Origin of the sequence: Delftia sp. K82, assembly GCF_002193035.1 — a bacterium.
Lineage (GTDB): Bacteria > Pseudomonadota > Gammaproteobacteria > Burkholderiales > Burkholderiaceae_C > Comamonas > Comamonas acidovorans.
In genome coordinates this window covers 1,388,555-1,405,986 of record NZ_MYFL01000001.1, presented here as the reverse complement: position 1 = coordinate 1,405,986, position 17,432 = coordinate 1,388,555, and the positions used below count along the sequence as shown (strand labels likewise).

The window sequence follows — 17,432 nt, the reverse complement described above, 5'->3', positions numbered from 1 at the left end:
GCCGGCCGCTCAACGGCCGCCTTCCACGACCACGCTCATGCCGGGCCGCGCGCCTGCAATGGGCTGCTGCGGCCGCGCGCGGACCTCGAAGGTGCGCGCATCGAAGCCCTGGCCGGCGCGCGTGGCGCGCCAGGTGGCGAAGTCGGGCAGCACACCCAGGTAGTAGACCTCGAAGCCGGCCTCGCGGTTGTCCAGGCCCGGCAGGCGGCCGGTGAAGCGGCTGCCCTGGGCAAAGCGTGCAAGCTGGTCCTCGCGCACATTGAGCACCACCCACTGGTCGGCCAGATCCACCACGGTGACCACGGCCACGCCCTGCGGGGACAGCTCGCCCTGGCGGGCCAGCACCTGGACCACCTCGCCGCCCACGGGGCTGCGCAGCTCGGTCTCGGCACGCGCGGCCTCCACCTCGGCGACCACGCCCTGCACCTGGCGTGCCTGGGCCTGGGCAGCGCTGCGATCCTCCTGGCGCGCGCCCGATGCCGCCATTTCATACTGCGCACGCGCGGCCAGCGCCTGGTCGCGCGAGGCGCGCCAGTTGGCATCGGCTTCATCGCGTTTCTGGGCCGCAACCAGTCCCTGGTCGAAGAGGCTTTGCACGCGGCGCAGCGAGGTCTGGGCCAGGTCGGCGGCCGTCTGGGCGCGCTGCCAGTTCAGGCGCGCCATCTGCACTTCCTGAGGGCGTGCGCCGGCCTGCGCCTTGTCGGCCTGGGCCTGGGCGGCATCGCGCGCGGCCTCGGCCTGGGCCAGCTTGGCGCGCACCTCGGGGCTATCCATCTCCACCAGCAGATCGCCGGGCTGGATCTTCTGGCCTTCGGTGACCCGCACCTTGGCGATGCGCGCCGTGACTTTGGGCGCGATGTCGGTCTCGCGTGCCTCCATCTGGCCCTGGAAATACAGGGGGGCGGGCTGCGCCGCACGCCAAAAGCCCCAGGCCACGAGCAGCAGCACGGCCAGCACGATGGCCAGGGCCAGCCAGGGGCGCCTGCGCCCCGGCGGCACGGGCGCGGGGCCGGGTGCTTCGGTGGCGCTGCGGGGATGGTCGGGCGTGGCTGTGCTCATGGTGCGTCGGGTGGGATCTGTATGTCGGCCTGGGCCATGAATCGGTCGAATTCCTCGCTCTGGCCCGTGCTCTCCAGCAGTGCGGCCAGGGCCTGCACATACTGGTTGGCCAGTTCGGCACGCTGGGTCTGGACCTTGGCGAGATTGAGGCTGGCATCGATCAGGTCCAGCGTGGTGCTGGTGCCTTCCCGCAGGCCGGCCTCGCGCAGCCGCAGCAGCTCGCGCGCAAGATCCTCCTGGGCCTGCTGGGCCTGGTACTGGCGGCGTGCCTGCTCCACGCCCAGCCAGTTCTTTTCGACCAGCAGCGCGATGTCGCTGAGCGCCTGGGCTTGGGTCAGCTCGGCCTGCTCGATCTTGCGCTGCGAGGAGGCGGCCAGCGCATCGCGGTCGATGCTGTCCCACAGCGTCCAGCGCACGGCCACGCCAGCCACCCAGTTGGGCTTGCCGCTGGTATTGACCTCGCGCGAACCGAAAGCCAGCAGCTGCGGCCGGCGCAGCGCCTCCTGCGCGTCGTGCAGGGACTCGGCCTGGCGCTTCTTGGCCTGCACCTTGTCCAGACCCGGATGGTGCGACTGGGCCGTGGCGACGAAGCCGTCCAGCGGCGGCAAGGGCCGGCTGCTGACGAACAGCGGCGTGCTGGGCAGCACCTGCCGCTGCGCCTTGACCGTGCGCGCCAGCGCCGCTGCGGCCAGGTCTGCGTCGTCGCGCGATTTGCGCGCCTGCTGCTCGGCGTCGGCCAGCGCGGCACGGGCCTGCAGGCGCTCCAGCCGGGAGATCACGCCGGCCTTGAGCATGCTTTGCGCCGCCGCGTCATGCACGCGCACGCCTTCAAGCGCTCGCTCGCGCAGCCGTGCGGCCCGCTCGGCCAGCTGGGCGCCGAAGTAGCGCTGCACCAGCAGCGAATGCAGGGCGTGGCTGCTGGTGGCGGCATCGGCCAGGGCTTCGTCGGTGGCAGCGTCCAGGCCACTGCGCACCGCATCGGACAGGCCGCCCAGGTACAGCGGCCAGACCAGGGACAGGCTGGCCGAGGCGTTCGTGCTCTTGCGCTGCAAGGCATAGGAGGTGGGCAGTTGCGGCAGCGAGGGAATGGCCGGCCCCACCGAGGGCGGCAGCTGGCCGAGGACGCCGTCCAGGGTGCGCCGCGCAGGATCGAGATCGATGTCGGCATTGGCCGAGTAGCGGTAGCCCAGGCCCGTGATGGCCACGGAAGGCCCGCCCAGCCCCTGCGTACCCTGGCGTCTGAGGCGCGCGCTTTCAACGGCCTTGGCCGAGGCGGCCAGCTGGTCGGAGCCCTGCAGCAGCGCCTGGCGGGCCTGCACGAAGCTCATCGCGGCGGCAGCCTGGGAGGCCGGAGCCTCCCCTGCCGCCTGGGCTGCCCCTGCGACCATGCCCAGCGCCGCCAGCCACGGCACAAGGCGCGCGGGCCGCGCAAGCAACGGAAAAAACATGGAAGCGCTCAATGGCATGAATGGGGGCGCCTTGCGTGGTTCACCGATGGTGGCGAAGCTTACACGGGCTTGCAGGCGGGCCCCCGTCGGACAAGGTCCTGTGCCTTGTGCCCCCGGCACTGTGCAGCAGGGCCGATTTGCGTGGCGTTCCATCCCATTTCTGTGCGCAGGTGCCGCGCCATGCCGCTACACTGGCGCCTGCCTGCGCGAGCATGTCCTGGCGGACCTGTCCGCAGGCCTTTTTTTTCTGCCCGGCATCGGCCCGATGCCACGACTGACCACCATGTCCACCGTCTTCAACTTCACCTTCGTCCCCTGGTTCCGGTCCGTGGCTCCCTATATCCACAAGTTCCGACACCAGACCTTTGTGGTGGGACTGACGGGCGAGGCCATCGCATCGGGCAAGCTCAGCTCCATCGTCCAGGACCTGGCCATGATCCAGGCCATGGGCGTGAAGATCGTGCTGGTCCATGGCTTCCGTCCCCAGGTCAACGAGCAGCTTGCCGCCAAGGGCCACGAGGCCCAGTACTCGCGCGGCGTGCGCATCACCGACTCCGTGGCGCTGGACTGCGCCCAGGAAGCAGCCGGCCAGCTGCGCTACGAGATCGAGGCCGCCTTCAGCCAGGGCCTGCCCAATACGCCCATGGCCGGCGCGCGGGTGCGGGTGATCTCGGGCAACTTCCTCACGGCGCGGCCCGTGGGCATCGTGGACGGCGTGGATTTCAAGCATTCGGGCCTGGTGCGCAAGGTCGATGTGAGCGGCATCCGCAGCGCCCTGGACATGGATGCCATGGTGCTGATGTCACCCTTCGGCTTCTCGCCCACCGGCGAGGCCTTCAATCTGAGCATGGAAGAGGTGGCCACGCGCGTGGCCATCGAGCTGAAGGCCGACAAGCTGATCTTCATGACCGAGGTGCCGGGCATCCGCATGGACCCCACGGGCCCGGCCGACGAGACCAACCCCATCGACACCGAGCTGCCGCTGGCCACGGCCCGCCGCATGCTGGCCGAGCTGCCCACGCCCGAGCAGCCCACGGACACGGGCTTTTACCTGCAGCACTGCGTGCATGCCTGCGAGCACGGCGTGGAGCGCAGCCACATCCTGCCCTTTGCGATCGACGGCGCCCTGCTGCTGGAGATCTATGTGCACGACGGCATCGGCACCATGATCATCGACGAGAAGCTGGAAGAACTGCGCGAGGCCACGCCCGACGACGTGGCCGGCATCATCCAGCTGATCGAGCCCTTCGAGAAGGACGGCACCCTGGTCAAGCGCAGCCGCACCGAGATCGAGCGCGACATCGCCCACTACACCATCATCGAACACGATGGCGTGATCTTCGGCTGCGCCGCGCTCTACCCCTATCCCAGCGCCAGGACGGCCGAGATGGCGGCCGTCACCGTCTCGCCCAAGAGCCAGGGCACGGGCGATGGCGAGAAGCTGCTCAAGCGCATAGAGCAGCGCGCCAAGGCCCAGGGCCTGGACAGCCTGTTCGTGCTGACCACGCGCACCATGCACTGGTTCATCAAGCGCGGCTTCCAGCCCGTGGACCCCGACTGGCTGCCCGAGGCTCGCAAGGCCAAGTACAACTGGGACCGCAAAAGTCAGGTCCTGGTCAAGAAGTTGTAACCCCCTGAGGCGCTGTGCGCCTTCCCCCTCACGAGGGGGGCATACGGGCGGCCGGCGACACCCTCGGTGCGGGGGCGGCGCGGCCGGCCCAGGCCCTTCCTCGGTGTCTCTCGTCTTCAGGCCACGCCAATTTTTTGAAATCGCCCAAATCAAGCGACATGGTGGCGCAACTTAGCCTTGCACTGCTGCCTGCCAGCGTGCGGCTGCCTTGCCGGCCGCTGCCAGCGCCGCATCGCGCTGCGGCGCATCGGCCGGGCATTCGGTGAGGTAGCCGGTCACCAGCAGCGGTGCGCTTTGCGGCGTGGGCCAGGCGATGACGGCATCGTTGGCCGTGCCGCGATCGCCGGTGCCCGTCTTTCCACCCACACGCCAGCCGGCCGGCATGCCCGCGCGCAGGCGCTTGTCGCCCGTGCGGCTGGCCACCAGCCACTGCTGCAGCAGGGCGCGGCCATGGCCGTCCAGCACCGATCCCAGCAGCAGGCGCTGCATGCTTTGCACCATGGCCAGCGGCGTGGTGGTGTCGCGCTCGTCGCCGGGCAGGCCTTCGTTGAGCTCGGGCTCCATGCGGTCCAGGCGCGTGGTCTCGTCGCCGCTGGCGCGCAGCCACTGCGTCAGCGCCTGCGGGCCGCCGCTGGCGTCCAGCAGCAGGTTGGCGGCCGTGTTGTCGCTGAGCACCACGGCGGCCTCGCACAGTTCGGAGATGGTCATGCCGCCGCCATCACCGGCACGCGGGCCGCTGGCCGGCGAGTAGGGAACCAGCCGGGAGCTGGCGTAGTGCACGCGGCGCGACAGGCGCTCATCGCCCTGCTGCACGCGGTCCAGCACCTGGGCGGCCAGCAGCAGCTTGAAGGTGCTGCACATGACAAAGCGCTCGTCGCCGCGGTGGTCCACGCTGGCGCCCGACTCCGCCTCCAGCACGGCCACGCCGAGCCGGCCGCCCACACTTTTCTCGATGCGCGCCAGCTCGGTCCTGAAGGCCTGGTCGGCAGCCCCCTGTTTTTTTGATGGCAGGGCGCAGCCGGCCAGCCCGGCCGCCATCCAGGCGGCCGCGCCGCCCGTCATCAGAAAATCGCGTCTTTGCATTGTTTTTCCTTTTCAGTTGCAGATCGACAACCGCAACGATAGCGCCGCGCCCAATCTGCGACCAGCGTGAATAATTGGCAGCATCCCTTAGAAAAACTATTGGCTCACCATGCAACTGCCCCTCAATGCCCTGCGCATGTTCGATGCGGCCGCGCGCCATCTCAACCTGACGCGGGCGGCCGACGAGCTGTGCGTGACCCAGGCCGCCGTCAGCCAGCACATCCGCAACCTGGAGGAGCGCCTGGGCAAGCCGCTGTTCCGGCGCCTGCCGCGCGGCCTGGCGCTGACCGACGAAGGCCATGCGCTGTGGCCTGCCGTGGCCGAGAGCTTTGCGCGCATAGAGCATTCGCTGCAGCAGGTGGCCGAACCGCGCCCGCGCGAGGTCCTCACCGTGGGCGTGGTCGGCACCTTCGCCATCGGCTGGCTGATTCCCAGGCTGGGCCAGTTCCAGCAGCAGCACCCCTACATCGACCTGCGACTGCTGACGCACAACAACCGCGTGGACCTGGCCGGTGAAGGGCTGGATGCGGCCGTGCGCTTTGGCGACGGCGCCTGGCAGGGCACGCGCGCCGAGCTGCTGCTGCGCGCGCCGCTGACGCCCATGTGCACCCCGGCCCTGGCCCAGCGCCTGCGCCAGCCGGCCGACCTGGCCGGGCAGACGCTGCTGCGCTCGTACCGCCTGCAGGAATGGGAGAGCTGGTTTGCCACGCTGGACCAGAGCGCGCCGCTGGCGCGCGGGGCCATGTTCGACTCCTCGCTGACGCTGGCCGAGGCGGCGGCCCAGGGCGCGGGCGTGGCCCTGCTGCCGGCGCGCATGTTCCAGCACCTGCTGCAGCAGGGCCGGCTGGTGCGCCCCTTCGAGCAGGAGGTGGACACGGGCGCCTACTGGCTGACCCATCTGCGCTCGCGCGCACCCAGCGCGGCGCTCAAGACCTTCAGGCAATGGCTGCTGGCGCAGCTGCAATAGCCACGGACCGCCGCGGCAAGACCCGCAGGCCGCCTGACTTTGGCCCCGGCGCTATCATCTGCCGCTTTTGGCCCCTAGCCCCGTCCCCGCTCCATGACCCAGACCCTGCCGGTTCTCTACTCGTTTCGCCGCTGCCCCTACGCCATCCGCGCCCGCCTGGCGCTGGCCCATGCCGGCCTGGCCTGCGAGCTGCGCGAAATCAACCTGCGCAACAAGCCGCAGGCGCTGCTCGATGCATCGCCCAAGGGCACGGTGCCCGTGCTGGTGCTGGAGGACGGCCGCGTGATCGAGCAGAGCCTGGATGTCATGCTGCACGCGCTGCGCGCCAATGACCCGGACGGCTGGCTGGCACCGACCAGCGGTTCGCTGCCGGACATGCTGGCGCTGATCGAGCGCAACGACGGCTTTTTCAAGCACGCCCTGGACCGCTGCAAGTACCCCGAGCGCTATACGGCCGAAGAGGTCAACCACGCCCAGGCAGATGCCCTGACCTGGCTGGCCGAGCTGGACGACCAGCTGGAGGCCACCGGCTACCTGTTCGGCCAGAACCCCAGCCTGGCCGACATGGCGTGCGCCCCTTCGTGCGCCAGTACGCGCGCATCGACGAGTCGCAATGGAACGAGCAGCCCTGGCCGCACCTGCAGGCCTGGCTGCAGCGCTGGATCGACTCGGCCCTGTTCGCCGAAGTGATGGAAACCTACCCGGGCTGGGTGCCCGGCACGCGCGGCCCGGTCTTTGCCGCCGGTGGCGTGGGCAGCGACTGACGCCTGCCCGCCCCGTTTGCCCTGCCCCGGGTCGGCAGGGGCTGCGCAAGGCAGGCAAAGCTGGCACAGTGGCAGGCTGTTGCCAACCGCCTGAGCCTTCGCCGACATGACCCTCGCCACCCTGCTCGTCTTCTCCCTGGTCGCGCTGATCGCGATCATCACCCCCGGTCCCACCGTGCTGCTGGCCCTGGCCAATGGCTCGCGCCACGGCGTGCGCCGCGCCCTGCCGGGCATGCTGGGCGCCGTGCTGTCGGACTTCGTGCTGGTCGGCGCTGTCGCGCTGGGCCTGGGCGCACTGCTGGCGGCCTCGGAGTTCTGGTTCTCGGTGGTCAAGTGGGCGGGAGCGGCCTACCTGGCCTGGCTGGGCCTGCGCATGCTGCGCAGCCAGGGCGGATCGCTGTCGGCACCCCAGGGTGACGGCAAGGCAGAGGCCGGCGCCGACGGCTACAGCGCCCGCACCGTGCTGCTCAAGTCGTTCCTGGTCGCCGTGACCAATCCCAAGGGCTACCTGTTCTGCTCGGCCCTGCTGCCCCAGTTCATCGACCCGGCGGCCGCCCAGGCGCCGCAGTACATCGCCATTGCGCTGGTGTTCGCACTCATCGATTTCCTGGTGATGCTGGCCTATGCCTTCGCCGGATCACGCGCCGCGCGGCTGCTGCGCGGGCGGGCCGTGATGTGGCTGGACCGCCTGTGCGGCGGCATGCTGCTGGCGCTGGCAGGCTCGCTGGCCTTCTATCGCCACGCGTCGAACTAGGCGCACTGCCCAACAGCCGCGCCTCCCCCACTGCGTCAGCGCGTCGCCCCCATGACATCGTCCAGCTGCAGCACGGCAGCGGCGTTGGCCGTGGTGGTGGCCAGCGTGTCGATGGCGCCCGTGCGCAGCGCGCCCAGGATGGCCGTGACCTTGCTGGATTCGGCCGCCACGGCGATGACGTTGGGTATGCGCAGCAGGTCCTCGCGGCTCAGGCCGATGACGCGGTCCTGCATGGGGGTTGCGGCCGGCTGGCCGTGGATGTCGATGAAGTCGTAGCCCATCATGTCGCCCACCGTGCCCGCGCGGCGGGCGTCCGAGATCTCCTGCGCGGAAAACCAGCCCATGCGGGCCATGTTGCTGTCCACGCTGACATCGCCCACGCCGATGAGGGCGATGTCGGCACGGCGCGCCTTGTCCAGGGTGTGCCTGACGGTGTCGTTGTCCAGCAGCGCCTTGCGCAGTTGCGGATCGCCCACCAGGGCCGGCGCATAGAGCGATTCGGACTTGCCGCCAAAGCGCGCGGCCAGGCGGCGCGCGATGTGGTCGGCGTTCATCGCCTCCCCGCCACGGTAGGAGCCGCCGATGGCGCTGACGAAGTGGCACTCCCGCCGTGTGGCGGACAGGGCGTGCTCGGAGACCGAGGACACGTTGCGCCCCATGCCCACGGCCACGATGGAGCCATCGACCAGGATGCGCTCCAGCTCGCTGGCCACCAGCCCTGCCAGCAGTTCGCGCTGCCGGTCGGCATCCTTGTGGTCCACCGCGATCAGCGCGCGCTTGATGTGAAAGCGCTCGGTCAGCTGCCGCTCCAGGTCGGCGGACACCAGCGAATGCGGCCGCACGCGGATCTCGACAATGCCCTCTTCCTGCGCCCGGCGCAGCAGCCGCCCGACGGCGGCGCGCGAGATGCCGAACTCCTTGGACAGTTGGTCCTGCGTGCATCCATCGACGTAGTAAAGGGTCGCCAGTCGCGTCAGGTCGCTTTCAGTCAAGGGTGCCTCCAAGGGTGCCGGGAAAGGCGCGCAGTGTAGCGCCGCTCACCGGGCCTCGCCAGCGTGGGGCAGCAGCAGGACCTTGACCGAGTCCATGGAATCGGCCACCCGGATGGCGCTCTCCCAGTCCGACAGCGCATAGCGGTGGGTGACGATGCCCTCGGACGTGACCAGCCCGCGCGCCAGCAGGTCGATGGCAATGGGGTAGCAATGGGCGCTGAGGTGGGCGCCGCGCAGGTCCAGCTCCTTTTCCTCGCCGATGATGGACCAGTCCACCGTGGTCTCGCGCCCGAAGACGCTGAACTCCACGAAGCGGCCGAGCTTGCGCACCAGGTCCAGCCCCTGCGTCACGCCCGAGGGCGCGCCCGTGGTCTCTATGTACACATCGCAGCCATAGCCGTCGGTCAGTGCGTGCACGATGGCGCGGGCGTCCTCGCGCGCGGGGTTGATGGTCACGTCGGCGCCGCAGCGGCGTGCCAGCGCCAGGCGCTGGTCCGACAGGTCCATGACCACCAGCCGGCGCGGCGTCTTCAGGCGCGCCACCTGGGCCATGAGCAGGCCCAGCGTGCCCGCGCCGGCGATGACCACCACATCATCGAGCTGGATGTCGCCGCGGTTGACGGCATGGATGGCGCAGGACAGCGGCTCGGTGATGGCCGCATCCTCGAAGTCCACACTCTCGGGAATCCGGTGCACCACGGCGCGGGCGGACAGGCGCATGTACTCGGCCATGCCGCCATCGGCCACCTGGCCCTGGAAGCCGTAGACATCGTGCACCTCGCACATCCAGCGAAAGCCGGTCCTGCAATAGCGGCAGGCGTGGCAGGGCACGATCTGCTCGGCGATCACCCGGTCACCCAGCTGCACGCCGTGGTGCTCCTGGGCGCCCTCGCCCACCTCCACCACATGGCCCCAGAACTCGTGGCCCGCGATCACCGGCGGGCGCACATAGGCGGGGCGGCCTTTCTCCGGATCTCCCCAGAAGCGCGGCGCGCCAGCCCAGCATTTGCAGTCGCCCGCGCAAATGCCGCAGGAAGCCACGCGGATGACCAGCTCGCGCGGCCCGGCCTGCGGACGCGCGACGCGTTCGAGCCGGTAATCCCTGGGGCCGTGGCAGACCACGGCCAGCATGTTCGTATCGGCGGCGTCAGGCAGGGTGTTTTGCATGGAACTCTCCCGGGTTGCAGATGGTGGACAGGACGTGGGCGCAGCGCTTCATGCCCTGCGGCGCGAACTGTCAAGCAGCACGGCGCCGACGATGATCACGCCCTTGATCAACTGCTGGTAGTACGAGGACACGCCCAGCAGGTTCAGCCCGTTGTTGATCACGCCGATGAGCAGGGCGCCGACGACCGTGCCGCCCAGGCTGCCCGTGCCGCCCGACAGGCTGGTGCCGCCGATCACCACGGCCGCAATGGCGTCCAGCTCGTAGGACACGCCGGCCTGCGGCAGCGCCGCCGTGGTGCGCGACGCCAGCAAAATGCCGGCCAGCCCCGCAAGCAGGCCGCTGACCACATAGACCAGCAGCACGATGGCGCGGGTGTTGATGCCGCTGGTCTTGGCGCTGCGCAGGTTGCCGCCCACGGCGTAGATGTAGCGGCCATACACGGTGTAGCGCAGCACGAAGGCGAACACCGCGACGGCAACGGCAAAGATCACGATGGGCATGGGCACGGGTCCCAGCTGGCCGGCGCCGATGGCAAGAAAGCCGTCGGGCAGCTCGGACACCGGCATGCCGTCGTTGTAGATGTAGGTCAGGCCGCGCGCCGCACTGAGCATGCCCAGCGTGGCCACGAAGGGAGGCACCGCGAACCAGGCCACCAGCAGGCCGTTGACGCCGCCCAGCAGCATGCCCACGCCCAGCCCGGCGCCCACGCTCACCGCCAGCCCCTGGCCATCGGCCGCCAGCCAGGCGCCCACCATGCCGGCCAGCGCCAGGATGGCGCCCACCGACAGGTCGATGCCTGCCGTCAGCACCACGCACGTCATGCCTATGGCCAGGATGCCGTTGATGGAGGTCTGGCGCAGGATGTCGGCCCAGTTGCCCCAGGTCATGAAATGGGGGTTGGCCAGCGCCAGCGCCGCGCACAGTGCAATCAGCGCGATGACCACGCCGTAGCGCTCGCGCAGGCTGCGCAGGTCCAGCGCGCGCCGCCCCAAGAGCGGCGGCGAAGATGCGGCTTGAAGATTCGTCATGGAGGACTCCCGCGTTGATGGAAGAAAGGCGTGGGGCCGGCAGGCCGCTCACTGGATGGAGTAGCCCCCGTCGATGACGATGTTCTCGCCCGTCAGCATGCCGGCGTGCATACCGGCCAGGAACACGGCCAGCCGCGCCACCTCCTCGGGCTGCGCAAAGCGGCCCGTGGGGATGAGTGCCCGCATGGCCTCCCCCACCTGCCCGGCCCAGGCCTTGCGGCCCAGCGGCGTGTCCACCACCGTCGGCGAGATGGCGTTGACGGTGATGCCGTCCGATGCCCATTCCAGCGCCAGCACGCGCGTCAGCCCCACCAGGCCCGCCTTGCTCGCGCAATAGGCGGCATGGCGCCTGAGCGCGACCACGCTGGCCTGCGAGGCCAGGTTGATGATGCGTCCGTGGCGCTGGCGGCGCATGGCCGGGGCCACCGCCTGGGCCAGCAGCAGCGGCGCCGTGAGGTTGACGGCCAGCGTGCGCTCCCAGGCCGCCTCGCTGATTTCGCCGGCCGGCTCCAGCAGCGCCACGCCGGCGCTGTTGACCAGGATGTCGATGCGGCCCGTGGCCTCCAGCACGGTGGACACCGCCTGCTCCACGCCCTCGGGCCTGGTCACATCCACCGCCAGCGCCAGGTGGTGCCGGGGCTCCGCCAGGCTGGCAGCGGCCACGTCCAGTGCCTGCCGCTCCAGGTCCACCAGGACGACACGCGCACCGCCTTCGGCGAGCTGCCGGGCAATCGCCAGGCCGATGCCGCCCGCGCCGCCGGTGACCAGGGCCGTGCGGCCGTCGAAGTCCCGCTCCAGGCTGTCGGCGCTCATTTGCGCACCTTCTGCAAGAAGGCGTCGGCATTGGCGGGCACGATGGCGGTCCAGGGCACCTCGTAGGATTTGGCCGTGCCATCGCCCCAGGGCATGGCCTGGGCATACTCGCTCCATACCACCGAGCGCGGCCGGTAGGACGGGCCGACAAGCTGGCGCAGCAGCACATCCAGTGCGCCCTGCGCCTGGGCCTGGGCATCCTGGAAATTGGTGGTCATCTCGCCGCGCTTGACGGCCGTGATGGCGGCGGCCACGCCGTCCACGCCCACCACCGGGATGGTCTTGATATCGATGCCCTTGGTCTTGATGGCCTGCACCGCGCCCAGGGCCTCGTCGTCGTTCTGTGCGATCACGCCCTGGATCTGGCCCGGGAATGCGGTCAGCCAGTTCTCCATCAGGCCCATGGACTCGGCGCGCGACCAGTTGGCGGTCTTGCGCGCCAGCACCTTCACGTCCTTGTGGCGGGCCAGCACCTCGTCATTGCCGCGCGCCCGCTCGATCTGTGCCGACTGGCCTATGGGCCCCTCGATGACGACGATATTGCCCTTGCCGCCGATGGCCTTCATCAATGCCTCGGCCTGCATGCGGCCGGCCACCACATCGTCATTGCCCACGCAGGAAGTCAGCACATCGCCCTGCACGCGCGTGTTGGAGCCCACCACGGGAATGCCGGCCTTCACCGCCTTCTGCACGGGCGCCGCGCCCGCCTTCAGGTCGATGGGCACGAAGAGGATGCCGTCGTACTTCTGCGTGATCATGGTGTCGAACTGGTTGCTCTGCGTCAGCGCGTCGTAGTTGCCGTCGAACACGGTGATCTGCACCGTGCCGTCCTTCACGGCCGGATGCGCCTTCAGCTCCTTGGTCCACATCTGCATGAACTCGCCCTTGAGCCCATAGACGGCCGCGCCTATGCGGTAGGGCTTGCCCGGTGCTGGTACTGGGGCTGGTGCCGACAGCGGGGCCGGAGCCTGGGCCCGGACCTGCGCTGCGGCCAGGAACAGCCCACCGGCAAGCGCGGCGGCAAGCACGGTGGTGAAGCGGAAAAACGGCATGGTCATGTCTCCTGTGTGTTGTGAAAGGCAAGGGGAAAAACGCAGCACAGGCATCGCCCGGGCTCAGGACGCGAGGTGCATCAGCGCCTCCTGCGTGATGCCGTGGCCGGCCACCACGCGGTCAAGCCGGCCTTTGCGGAAGATGGCAATGCGGTCGCTCAGCTCCAGCAGTTCCGGCGCCTCGGAGGACACCACCACCACGGCATGGCCCTGCGCGGCCAGCGAGGCCAGGAAGGCGTACACCTCGCGCTTGGCACCTTCGTCGATGCCGCGCGTGGGCTCATCGCACAGCAGGCAGACGGGGTTGGTGGCCATGCAGCGGGCCAGCACCACCTTCTGCTGGTTGCCGCCGCTCAGGCCGGAGACCGGCATGGCAGGGCTGGCCAGCTTCACGCGCAAGCGCTGCAGCAGGCCGCCCACCAGCACGCGCTCTGCCGCGCCATCCACCACCCCGGCGCGCTGCAGGCCCGGCAGTGCGGGCAAGCTGGTGTTGAAGCGCACCGAGGAGTTCATCACCAGCCCCGTGGCCTTGCGGTCCTCGGTCACCAGGGCCAGGCCCGCCTTGATCGACGCCGCCGGATTGCCGCGCGGCAGGGGCAGCCCGCCCAGGCTCGCCTGCCCCTGGTCGGCGCGCGTGAGGCCGTACAGGCAGTTGAGGAATTCGCTGCGGCCCGATCCCATCAGTCCGTAGATGCCCAGCACCTCGCCGGGGGCAACGTCCAGGCTGATGTCCTCGAACTCGCCCCGGCGCGTAAGCCCCTGCACCGACAGCAGCGGCTCGCCCGGCGCCGCAGCCCTGCGCTCGCTGGCGGCAGCGCGGACTTCCCGGCCCACGATGAGCTTCACCAGCTGCCGCCGGTCGATATCGGCCAGCGCGCCGGTCTGCACGAAGCCGCCATCGCGGAACACCGTGTAGCTGTCGGCAATGGTGAAGATCTCCGTCAGGCGGTGCGACACGTAGAGGATGCCGGCGCCCTGCGCGGTCACGCGGCGTATCGCGTCGAAGAGAATGGCGGTCTCGCTTTCGCCAATGGCCGAGGTGGGCTCGTCCATGATGATCAGCTCGCTTTGCCGGCTCAGGGCCTTGGCAATCTCCACCAGCTGGGTCTGCGCCAGGCTCAGGCGGCCCATCTGCGCGCGCGGATCGATATCGAAGCCCAACTGCCTGAGCAGCGCATCCGCCTGCTCCAGCAGCGCGGCATGGCGGACCACTATGCCGGCGCGCCGGGGCTCGCGGCCCAGGAAGATGTTCTCGGCCACGCTCATGCCCGGGATGGGCGACAGCTCCTGCGTGATGATGGACAGGCGGTGCGCCAGCGCCTCGTGCGGCGTGGCGAAATCCACCGGCCGGCCCTTGAGCAATATCTCGCCGGCATCGCGCCGCAACAGGCCCATCACGATGTTCAGGAAGGTGGATTTGCCTGCGCCATTGCCGCCGCACAGCGCGTGCACGCTGCCCGCCTGCAGCTCAAGGCAGCCGTTGCGCAGCGCAGGCACGCCGCCGAAGCTCTTGGCCACGCCGCGCGCCTGCAGCAGTGCGGTGCCGGTGCCGGTGCCGGTGCCCATGGTCACGCGCCCTGCCCGCGCCCGGCCGCGGCGGCCTGCGAGCGCTCGAAGCCGGTGATGGCATCCACCTTCAGGGCCGAGCTGCCGCCATCGAAGCGCGATGCAAGGAAGCGGTCCACGATGGCCTTGGCCAGCTCCACCCCGATCACGCGCGAGCCCAGCGTGATGATCTGCGCGTCGTTGCTGCGGCTGGCGCGCTCGGCCGAATATGTGTCATGGGCCTGCGCGGCGCGGATGCCCGCCACCTTGTTGGCGGCAATGGCCATGCCTATGCCCGTGCCGCACAGGAGAACGCCGCGCTCATGGCGGCCCTGGACGATGGCCTGCGCCACCGCGATGCCGATGTCGGGGTAGAGCACCGGCTCGCCGTCGTGCGTGCCGAAGTCGGCCACTTCGTGGCCCTGGGCCAGCAGATGCTGCTTCACGGCGTTCTTGAGGTCGCAGGCGGCTTCGTCGCAGCCGATGGCCAGCTTCATGGCATCCCCTTCATTACAAAAGACCATCACATGATCATTTGATCAATGTTTTTTGAGAGTCTTCTCAATTGAAGAGCAGTTGTCAAACAACGAAAGCTATGTGAATCGGCAATGTGGAGACGTAACCTGTTGAATTTTCTACAAAATCCATCAAATCCTATCGTTTTCCCTTGGCTATTGAATAGCCAAAAGGCATTGACATGCCAATTTCAACAAATCAAAAATGACCACTCAATGATCATATGAACGGTCTTCGGCACACCCGCCGGGACCGCACCTGGAGGAGACAAAGGCATGACGACCAACCGCGTGATCAACGACCCCGACCGGGTGGTGGAGGACATGCTCCAGGGATGGATCGCCGCCCATGGCGACACCCTGCGCATCGACGCCGGCAATGCCCGCGTCGTGCGCCTGCATGGCGCGCCACGCAGGGGCAAGGTGGGCATCGTGACGGGCGGCGGGTCGGGCCACGAACCGGCCTTTCTGGGCTATGTGGGCGCAGGCCTGTGCGACGCCGCCGCCGTGGGCGAGGTCTTCTCGTCCCCCACGGCCAGAAGCTTCTACGACGCCATGCGCGCAGCCGATGGCGGCGCCGGCGTGGCCTGCCTGTATGGCAACTACGCAGGCGACAACATGAACGTGGCCATGGCCGTGCAGATGGCCGCGGCCGAAGGCATGGCGGTCAGGACCGTGGTGGCCAACGACGACGTGCCTTCTGCCGCGCGGGGCGACGAGGCCAGCCGCCGCGGCGTGGCCGGCGAGATCCTGATGTGGAAGGTGGCGGGCGCCCGGGCGGCCATGGGCGCCAGCCTCGACGAAGTGATCGCCCTCGCCCGGCACGCCATGGCCCGCACGCGCAGCATCGGCATCGGCCTGTCGGCATGCACCATTCCCGCCGTGGGCAAGGCCAACTTCCATATCGAGCGCGGCAGCATGGAGGTGGGCATAGGCCACCATGGCGAGCCCGGCATGTCCGTGCACCGCACGGCCACGGCGGCCGACATGGCCGAGCGCATGCTGGACACCCTGCTGCCCGACCTGCCCTTCTCCCCGGGCGACCGCGTGGCCGTGCTGCTGTCCGGCCTGGGCGCCACGCCGCTGATGGAGCAGTACATCCTCTATGGCGAGGTGGCCCGGCGCCTGCAAGAACGCGGCATGCAGGTGGCCTTCCGGCTGGTGGGCAATCTCTTCACGTCGCTGGAGATGATGGGCATCACGCTCACGCTGATGCAGCTGGACGACGAGCTGCTGGCATGTCTCGAGGCGCCCTGCCAGTCAGTCGCCCTGACCCTGGCCGGCGGGCTGCCGCCCCAGCCGCAGGACGCCATTCCAACGTCGCCCTCTGTTCCGGCAAGGACGCCGGCACAGGCCCAGGAACAAGCACAAACCGCCCGCCCCCAAGCCGCAAGGCGCACCAGCCAAGGGCCGGCCATTGCGCTCGATGGCGCGGGCAGCATCGTGCGCGAGCTGATCACGGCCATCGTCGGCCACCGGGAGTTCCTGAGCGAGATCGACGGCCTGATCGGCGATGGCGATCACGGCATCAACATGGCCAAGGGCTTTTCCGGCTGCGGCGCACGGCTCGATGCCATGGAGGCCAGCCAGGCGGCGCAACTGCCTGCGGCGCTGCAGCAACTGTCCCAGGCCTTGATGGACGATATCGGCGGCTCCATGGGCCCGCTGTACGGCAGCTTCTTCCAAGGCTTCGCCGATGTTCTTGGGCCGGAGCAGGAGATGGATGCCACCCTGTTCGGCCAGGCGCTGGCGCGGGCCTTCGCCGAAGTGCAGGAGATGGGCAAGGCCCAGGTGGGCGACAAGACCCTCATCGACACGCTGGCCCCGGCCCTGCAGGCCTACCGGCAATCGCTGCAGGCAGGCGCCGGTTTCCGCGAGGCGCTGCAGGCCATGGAGGCCGCGGCCGAAGCGGGCAAGGAATCCACGCGCCACCTGCAGGCCCGCATCGGGCGCTCGGCCCGGCTGGGGCCGCGCTCCATTGGCGTGCTGGACGCGGGCGCCACGTCCTGCTGGCTCATCCTGAGCACCATGTCTCAGTCGCTGCAGCGGCGACTGGCGCAAGCCTCAGCCTAGGGCTCAGCGCCTGCGGGCAGCGCCGCGCACCAGCAGCACCAAGACGGCCACGCTCATGATGGCGAAGCAGATGAAGGACCAGTTGGCGATGGAGCCGCCCAGGAAGCTCCAGTCCACGGCGGCGCAGTCGCCCGAGCCACGGAAGATCATGGGCACGGCACGGCTGATGGAGTAGTTCTCGATCATTCCGTAGAAGTCGCGGCCGCAGGTGGCGAACTCGGGCGGATACCACTGCAGCCAGCTCTGGCGCGCGGCGACGAAGGCGCCAAAGCCTGCAGCCACCAGCGCCAGCACGCCCCAGCTGATCAGCCAGCCACGACCGCCGCGCACACTGCCCAGGCCCGTGAAGAGGGCCACGCCGATCAATGCATAGCGCTGCACGATGCACATCGGGCAGGGCTCCAGCCCGACCACATGCTGCAGATACATGCCGAAGGCCAGCATGGCCACGCAGGCCAGGCTGATGAGCGCCAGGATGCGGCGCGGAGCGTTGTCAAACCATTGAAGCATTCTTGTCTTTCGTCACCCGGTTGAATGAAAT

Annotated in this window: 15 protein-coding genes and 1 pseudogene; 5 read left to right on the top strand and 11 right to left on the bottom strand. The window is 69.3% G+C overall.

Annotated elements, in window-relative coordinates; all coding sequences use genetic code 11:
* Positions 1-9 precede the first annotated feature (9 nt).
* Together KDK82_RS06055 and KDK82_RS06050 are read right to left on the bottom strand one after the other, a co-directional pair.
* Complete coding sequence (locus tag KDK82_RS06055; RefSeq protein WP_016448246.1) at positions 10-1,059, bottom strand: HlyD family secretion protein; 1,050 nt, start codon at positions 1,057-1,059, stop codon at positions 10-12.
* Entirely contained in the window at positions 1,056-2,507 is a 1,452-nt protein-coding gene (locus KDK82_RS06050; RefSeq protein ID WP_088164259.1) for a TolC family protein, read from the bottom strand. The genes KDK82_RS06055 and KDK82_RS06050 overlap by 4 nt, the downstream gene beginning before the upstream one ends.
* Before the next feature lie 283 nt (positions 2,508-2,790).
* Here KDK82_RS06050 and argA point away from each other — a divergent pair, with 283 nt between their 5' ends.
* Positions 2,791-4,137: an amino-acid N-acetyltransferase gene (argA, locus tag KDK82_RS06045; RefSeq protein WP_012206372.1), complete on the top strand. Its 1,347-nt coding sequence runs from the start codon at positions 2,791-2,793 to the stop codon at positions 4,135-4,137.
* A 171-nt stretch (positions 4,138-4,308) separates the two neighbouring features.
* On the opposite strand, the gene bla is transcribed toward argA, so the two are convergent.
* Positions 4,309-5,220 (bottom strand): class A beta-lactamase, encoded by a 912-nt coding sequence (bla, locus tag KDK82_RS06040; RefSeq protein WP_012206373.1) that lies wholly within the window; start codon positions 5,218-5,220, stop codon positions 4,309-4,311.
* 109 nt (positions 5,221-5,329) lie between these two features.
* Between bla and KDK82_RS06035 the strand changes: the two genes are divergently transcribed.
* The 3 genes and pseudogenes from KDK82_RS06035 to KDK82_RS06025 all read left to right on the top strand — a co-directional run bounded on the left by KDK82_RS06035 (position 5,330) and on the right by KDK82_RS06025 (position 7,705).
* The gene (locus tag KDK82_RS06035) at positions 5,330-6,187 is read left to right on the top strand and encodes a LysR family transcriptional regulator (protein ID WP_012206374.1); all 858 of its coding nucleotides are present in this window, start codon (positions 5,330-5,332) and stop codon (positions 6,185-6,187) included.
* 93 nt (positions 6,188-6,280) lie between these two features.
* Positions 6,281-6,951, top strand: a pseudogene (locus KDK82_RS06030) (glutathione S-transferase).
* Positions 6,952-7,057: 106 nt separating this feature from the next.
* Entirely contained in the window at positions 7,058-7,705 is a 648-nt protein-coding gene (locus tag KDK82_RS06025) for a LysE family translocator (protein ID WP_088164258.1), read from the top strand.
* Between the two features lie 35 nt (positions 7,706-7,740).
* Here the strand turns inward: KDK82_RS06025 and KDK82_RS06020 are convergent, their stop codons facing one another.
* The 7 genes from KDK82_RS06020 to rpiB all read right to left on the bottom strand — a co-directional run bounded on the left by KDK82_RS06020 (position 7,741) and on the right by rpiB (position 14,800).
* Positions 7,741-8,697 carry a sugar-binding transcriptional regulator gene (locus tag KDK82_RS06020; protein WP_088164257.1) on the bottom strand — a complete coding sequence of 319 codons (957 nt, stop codon included), beginning with the start codon at positions 8,695-8,697 and terminating at the stop codon, positions 7,741-7,743.
* Positions 8,698-8,742: 45 nt separating this feature from the next.
* The gene (locus KDK82_RS06015) at positions 8,743-9,864 is read right to left on the bottom strand and encodes an alcohol dehydrogenase catalytic domain-containing protein (protein ID WP_034395413.1); all 1,122 of its coding nucleotides are present in this window, start codon (positions 9,862-9,864) and stop codon (positions 8,743-8,745) included.
* Between the two features lie 48 nt (positions 9,865-9,912).
* Positions 9,913-10,893, bottom strand: a complete 981-nt coding sequence (locus KDK82_RS06010; RefSeq protein ID WP_012206379.1) for an ABC transporter permease — start codon at positions 10,891-10,893, stop codon at positions 9,913-9,915.
* A gap of 48 nt (positions 10,894-10,941) precedes the next feature.
* Complete coding sequence (locus KDK82_RS06005; protein WP_088164256.1) at positions 10,942-11,706, bottom strand: GolD/DthD family dehydrogenase; 765 nt, start codon at positions 11,704-11,706, stop codon at positions 10,942-10,944.
* Complete coding sequence (locus KDK82_RS06000) at positions 11,703-12,758, bottom strand: substrate-binding domain-containing protein (protein WP_088165436.1); 1,056 nt, start codon at positions 12,756-12,758, stop codon at positions 11,703-11,705. The genes KDK82_RS06005 and KDK82_RS06000 overlap by 4 nt, the downstream gene beginning before the upstream one ends.
* A 63-nt stretch (positions 12,759-12,821) precedes the next feature.
* Positions 12,822-14,324, bottom strand: coding sequence for a sugar ABC transporter ATP-binding protein (locus KDK82_RS05995; protein WP_088164255.1), 1,503 nt, complete (start codon positions 14,322-14,324; stop codon positions 12,822-12,824).
* Positions 14,325-14,326: 2 nt separating this feature from the next.
* Entirely contained in the window at positions 14,327-14,800 is a 474-nt protein-coding gene (gene rpiB, locus KDK82_RS05990) for a ribose 5-phosphate isomerase B (RefSeq protein ID WP_012206383.1), read from the bottom strand.
* A gap of 294 nt (positions 14,801-15,094) precedes the next feature.
* Between rpiB and dhaL the strand changes: the two genes are divergently transcribed.
* Positions 15,095-16,891 (top strand): dihydroxyacetone kinase subunit DhaL, encoded by a 1,797-nt coding sequence (gene dhaL / locus KDK82_RS05985; protein ID WP_088164254.1) that lies wholly within the window; start codon positions 15,095-15,097, stop codon positions 16,889-16,891.
* 3 nt (positions 16,892-16,894) lie between these two features.
* Here the strand turns inward: dhaL and KDK82_RS05980 are convergent, their stop codons facing one another.
* Entirely contained in the window at positions 16,895-17,401 is a 507-nt protein-coding gene (locus KDK82_RS05980) for a disulfide bond formation protein B (RefSeq protein WP_012206385.1), read from the bottom strand.
* Positions 17,402-17,432: the final 31 nt, after the last annotated feature.